This window comes from Legionella drozanskii LLAP-1, from assembly GCF_001467585.1.
Classification (GTDB): Bacteria; Pseudomonadota; Gammaproteobacteria; order Legionellales; family Legionellaceae; genus Tatlockia; species Tatlockia drozanskii.
In genome coordinates, this window is record NZ_LNXY01000002.1 from 1 (window position 1) to 5,432 (window position 5,432).

Genomic DNA, 5,432 nt, shown 5'->3' on the forward strand with positions numbered 1-5,432 from the left:
ATAGTCCGGTTGATGGAAGTTGCTTTATAAGGTTTACCCGTTTTATCAGAAATAGTTTTACATAAGTTTTTCTGAAATTGTTTGCTAACAGCTGGCGTCCAATTATCAACCAAGTCATGCCCTACTTCCGATTGGAAGAAATGAACAAATTTGGAGAGGTCATTCTTTTTAGCGCTTTCTGTTTTCTCAGGAGCCCCTTTGACATGCACTGAGTAATAATAAGACAGCCATGCAGAAAGTGAATTGGTGTCAAAATGAACATCTAAAGGATGAAAAATCTTATCTATCACAAACTTTCGATTTTTTGGATTTTCGTGATCCAGGAAATTCATAGGGTACCTTTTTTGTTTTTTCCTCATTATACCCTGTTTGTGATGGATAAGGTACGTTATCTAGCCCAAACACTTTATTAAAACAAATAATTAATACGCATAAGATGTAGTTCATGTTATACTTATACTACTTGTAATACATATTTATTGAGGAGCTATCATGTTAGCAGTTCGTTTACCCGATAAGCTTGAGGAACGTTTATCGGAACTAGCCAAGCAAACTCATCGCCCCAAAAGTTATTATGTTAAACAAGCTATTGAAGATTTCTTAGATGAGTATGAAGAACGCCTTCTTGCCCTTTCAAGACTTGAAAAAAAAAATCCGCGCTTAACTCTTGAGGAAATGGAGCGTCGCCTTGACTTGGAAGATTGAGTTTGATGCAGATGTAGAAAAAGATCTAAGAAAGCTTGGGCATACAGCACAAAAACGAATTTTAACCTTTCTTAAAGAAAAATTATGCCCTCTGATGATCCGCGTTTTTCTGGCAAACCATTAACCGGTGATCTTATAGGTCTTTGGTGTTATCGAGTCGGCGATTATCGGATTCTAGCCAAGATTGAAGACAATAACTTCATAATCTTAGTAGTTCAGGTGGGTCATCGTAAAAATGTATATGATTAAAAATTATAACCCTTCTGTCCATAAGATTATGAGTTAGAACTTGAATTTAACATCAATCTTTCGTCACTGTAGCCATCATCGACAAATCTTCTTTAAGATGTTTAGACTTCCGGCCGGGATCTTAGCGAAAAAGGGTCTTGTGCAAATTCATACATGTTCCATGCAATATGTGTTTTAATTTTTTTTATAATCTCCCTAGTTGGCATAAAAATTGTATACATAAAAGAGCAATGAAGTTTAAATTAGAACAAACTACTCATAACCTCTTTTAAATTAATTAAGAATAATTATTTATCAACTAGGTCAAGATTAGACACTTTCTCAACATTAGTGTTAAGAGATTGCAATAACCTTCAAGCCTCCGGTTGGCCGTTCATTACTTCAGCCCATTTGAAGAGAATTCCTAAGCTCAGTTTCACGTGCAGTAGGCGCTTTACTGAAAAAGAGCGTTCGTCCACTTAAGACACGACCTGCAACAACTAGAAGTCCTACACCAAACAAAGAAGAAATCACCATCAAAGCATCCGCTAAAATTCTTGCCTTACTATCACGATGTTGGAAATGTTTATGGGCAGAATCAATCATCTGTTGTTTTGAAGGGTTGTCAGAAAGACGGATGTCCAAGGCATCCTGATAAAATAAATCTAATTCTCTCTTTACTTTCTCAGATGAATAACGAGTATCCATAATTTTTTGGCAATAGAATGAATTTATCGCTGTTAAATCTTTTATGATAGCTACTCCAGGTGTCATTCTAGTCTTAAGTAGAGTTTTTGTGAAAATGGGATCGTGATCCATCTTTTCTTGACCTAAGTTCTCCACAAAAACTTGATATAAGCTCTTACTCTTTGGGGGGCTGATTAACTGTGGGTCAGCTAATTCTGCTGGCTGAATTTGTCGATTTAATCTCGCGAGCAGCGGATTATTATTTTCTCCAACCGCAAGGACTTTTTCCCGTAAATTGACTTTTTTGGGCTGACTAACCCTATTTTTATACTGTTCCGTCTTTTCTTCTTTTGTTTCTTTCTTTACTTGATATATATCAAAAATAATACGGAATGGCATGTTGTATCGTATGGCATGTTTCATATCAAAATCTATGGCATAAGTGCTAGCAGCCTCTCTGATTTGTATGGCTTCGGGAAGATCGAGTCTCTTTGCAAGTTCATAAAGCCTTATTGATGAGTACTTATAGTATTCTTTTATGGTGAAGGGATTTGTGTTAATAGCCCCTTCTTTATCCTCTAATAGATAATTGTTATAGAGATAGGTATTATCAAAAGCAAAAGCGGTTGGATCCAAATTATTAAAAAAAGTACGGGGATCCACTAATTGTTCAGCAATCAATTGGCTAATTTCTTTTTTAAATTCTTCCCTAATTATTGGTTCGTTAAGTAAAACAAAGAAGACTTCCTTGGTTAACAAGGTATTTGGATCCTGTTTTATCTTTTTTCGTATATATTGGACCTTTTCGAATAATAGTTGTTCTTTCTTTGCCAAAATGACAGTGTCTATTTGATTTTGTAGCTTATGAGAGTAATTATTATCAGCAGGATGGTTAGTTAATTGGCTACCTATGCACATTGTTAGAGTTTGGTAGATACTCAGGGTTTTAATATTATCGATGGTCATCGCTTTTAGTTTGCCATAGCCGCACCTCTTTTTAAGTATATTCTTCATAAAAATGAGAGTCAGCTCTTTCCACATAGCAATAACGTCTTCTTCTTTAATTTCAGGGGCAGGGCGAATATAATTATGTTTTCCTGAATATTCGTAAATGGGAAGCCATTCTTCTATGAGGTATTCTTCTTTTCCAAGCCGTCTGCATTTATCATTAAATACCTTAGCAGCAACTGCGTAGGCATTTTGTAGATAAATAGCCTGGAGCAGAGGCGATAGGAACCTGTTCTTTTTACTTGCACCCAAACCCATTTTATCTAATCCAGCTTGATCGGGGGTATAGAAAATTGCATCATACTTTCTTGGGTGGTAAAGAACCTCATTATGGGTATCCACATAGCCTGCTAGCGCACGGGAAGAGCCACCCATTTTTTGATTTCGGTGCAAGGCTGCCAATTTTTCTATTTTTCCTTCTTCAGAAAGCGCTTGATTCTGATCTCTTAGCTTTTTTCCGCGGCCGGTATTCGCATCAGTTAGATAAATTTCTTGAACCTGATCTAGATTGGCTAAACTTAGAAATCCAGCTCCTGCATACAAAGATGACGTTCCTATCATTGTCATAGAACGAAAAGGATTACCATCTTTTACGTTACGCTTTGCTTGTTTTAATGTCTGAGTTGCGATACCAGGGCGACGCAATACCTTTCGTAATTCCAAATCAGCTAGAGATTCTTTGCGGTTTTTGCGTTTACTCTCAGTAAATGTTGCAGAAGGAAATCCTATACCGCGAGCAAAAAGTTTTCCCTCATCCATGGCCACTTTTAAATTTTCTGCTGTCGCTCCATTTTCCGGATTATAAACTACTGACGATTTGTCTAATAATTGTTGTTCTGGTAACCGAGATAGCTCCTCCTCGGAGAGTAGCCTTTCATGCAGTTTATACATCAATGGATGTCTCTCATCATTGATGGTTTCTGTCGAGCGCTTATAGCCGTTCTCACATTCATACAAGGTTTTAACCTTATTGTTTAGTTGGTTCCGGCTGTCTCCTTGCAGGTCAATGATACTTCTGGCCTCGCTTATTAATTTAGCCATTTCCTCAAAGGCTAATTCATTATTCTTAGCAATATCCTGGTAAAAATCTAAATAAGTTGCATCAAAGTGATTACGAGCACGAATGATATCCAGACAATCAGCATCATGTATTAATTTTTGATAAATATTTTTTTCTCTAGGCTGTGTTAAACCTTTAGAAACCCAAGTTATTCCAGAGTTGGATTGAACCAGACGATGTTCTACATAATGATTATCTGCTCCATGATCCTTATTCGCCATAGCCTCTGCTATCATTGTTGCAGTAGTTGGGTTTACTTTTAGAATTTTTGTAAAGTAATTAAAAATGAATAAGGCACTTTCCAAATCCCAAAAATCTTTTTCTTCCCCTTCTCTTGCCGAATCATGAAAAATCACCGCAATTTGAATGAGTTTTAGCAGTTCAGGCGTTAATGCTAATGCTTCTTTATCCCCATGTTTTCTATAAAGATTGGCGATAACGGGTACATACATACAAGCGCGATTAACATGTTGAATACCATGGTGAACTCGGCTTAGTCCCTGAGTTTTACTTCCATTGTAGGCTACGCTGTAAATATGTCTAAATGCCCAACCTGAATGAGCTTCGATTGGTGAATCAATTGAAACTCCACCGTCCGTGGACTCAAAGAGTTGGGTATCTAAGTGTTTTCTTTGTAAGAACTTAGTTAGATTTGCATCTTGCTTTTCAACTTTAGAGTACATAGTGCAACCTGAGGAATATTTTACAGATTGTATAAACTTTACCAAAGTAATATTAAGATTTAATTAAGGGTATGCTAATTTGGATTGACTCCGAATTGCCTTTGTTGATATCGGATAGCCAAATCCAGTCTCCCAGATTCGGCTTTCAGACCCCCGTACATACGGTTCCGGGTTTTGTCGCAAAAATAAATGCAGGTGAAAACCGGAGAAATGCTGGGCGGGTTTATGCCGCGAGTCCATAAAACTGATCAAAGAGGGACTGGTTTTCTGCTTTCAGATGCTGTTCTTTTCGAAGCATATGATGGAGTTCAATGCCTGAAAGTGTCGCTTCAGCCGAGTGAAAGGCTTTAAACCCCTTCATGGGTTTTGTGACTTTCTTGATAAATCGATGATCCTGTTCCACGATATTGTTGAGGTATTTGACCTGTCTGACATTAATCTGGAGGAACAACCCACCTATCATGAAGAGCAGCGCCAGACGGAGGTTGATAGTATCAATACCTGCTTTGTTGGCACCACTTTTATCCTTGGTTACTGTATGAGGAGCCCCATTTGAACCAATGGCCTTCAGGAAAAATGCCCTTGCTGCCGGCTCATCACGCTTTTCTGACAGCATGAAATCAACCGTATTACCTTCCTTATCAACTGCACGATACAGATACATCCATTGACCCTTTATCTTTATATATGTTTCATCCATGCGCCATGAACCACCTGTTTGGCGTTTGTAACGTCTGCGAAAGGATTCTTCCAGTTTTGGAGAATACTCAATGACCCAGCGATGGATGGTAGAATGGTCCACTTTCAGTCCTCGCTCCAGAGCAAGCTCCTCAACATCACGATAACTCAGGGCATAGGCAAGATAACACCTTACTAACATCAATATAATATCCTGCTTAAAATGCTTCCACTTGAAACTGATCATCTGCCAGGCTCCAGAAATATTCGGCAAATCTAACAGATTATGAAATTTTTTGCGACAAAACCCCAATGACCAGCTAGCGCTAACAATGGAACTGCTAATAAATTGCAGGCATAACCAATAATAGTAATTGTCCAAT

General features: G+C 37.8%; 4 protein-coding genes and 1 pseudogene. 2 read left to right on the top strand and 3 right to left on the bottom strand.

Features of this window, described 5'->3' with window-relative positions; genetic code table 11:
• A pseudogene (locus Ldro_RS01105) lies at positions 1-332 on the bottom strand (tyrosine-type recombinase/integrase); the annotation flags it as partial.
• A 160-nt stretch (positions 333-492) separates the two neighbouring features.
• Between Ldro_RS01105 and relB the strand changes: the two are divergent.
• Together relB and Ldro_RS16635 are read left to right on the top strand one after the other, a co-directional pair.
• Positions 493-705, top strand: a complete 213-nt coding sequence (gene relB, locus Ldro_RS01110; RefSeq protein ID WP_058494586.1) for a type II toxin-antitoxin system RelB family antitoxin — start codon at positions 493-495, stop codon at positions 703-705.
• 84 nt (positions 706-789) lie between these two features.
• Positions 790-954 carry a type II toxin-antitoxin system RelE family toxin gene (locus Ldro_RS16635; RefSeq protein WP_202972518.1) on the top strand — a complete coding sequence of 55 codons (165 nt, stop codon included), beginning with the start codon at positions 790-792 and terminating at the stop codon, positions 952-954.
• Positions 955-1,335: 381 nt separating this feature from the next.
• Here the strand turns inward: Ldro_RS16635 and Ldro_RS01120 are convergent, their stop codons facing one another.
• Together Ldro_RS01120 and Ldro_RS01125 are read right to left on the bottom strand one after the other, a co-directional pair.
• A complete protein-coding gene (locus tag Ldro_RS01120) occupies positions 1,336-4,371 on the bottom strand; it encodes a SidE phosphodiesterase domain-containing protein (RefSeq protein ID WP_058494587.1) in 3,036 nt (1,011 codons plus the stop codon).
• A 223-nt stretch (positions 4,372-4,594) separates the two neighbouring features.
• The gene (locus tag Ldro_RS01125) at positions 4,595-5,296 is read right to left on the bottom strand and encodes an IS6 family transposase (RefSeq protein ID WP_058494588.1); all 702 of its coding nucleotides are present in this window, start codon (positions 5,294-5,296) and stop codon (positions 4,595-4,597) included.
• Positions 5,297-5,432 lie beyond the last annotated feature (136 nt).

Coding starts and splice junctions, on each gene's coding strand:
- Ldro_RS01120 (WP_058494587.1), bottom strand. CDS start 4,371: ATGTACTCTAAAGTTGAAAAGCAAGATGCAAATCTAACTAAGTTCTTA.
- relB (WP_058494586.1), top strand. CDS start 493: ATGTTAGCAGTTCGTTTACCCGATAAGCTTGAGGAACGTTTATCGGAA.
- Ldro_RS16635 (WP_202972518.1), top strand. CDS start 790: ATGCCCTCTGATGATCCGCGTTTTTCTGGCAAACCATTAACCGGTGAT.
- Ldro_RS01125 (WP_058494588.1), bottom strand. CDS start 5,296: ATGATCAGTTTCAAGTGGAAGCATTTTAAGCAGGATATTATATTGATG.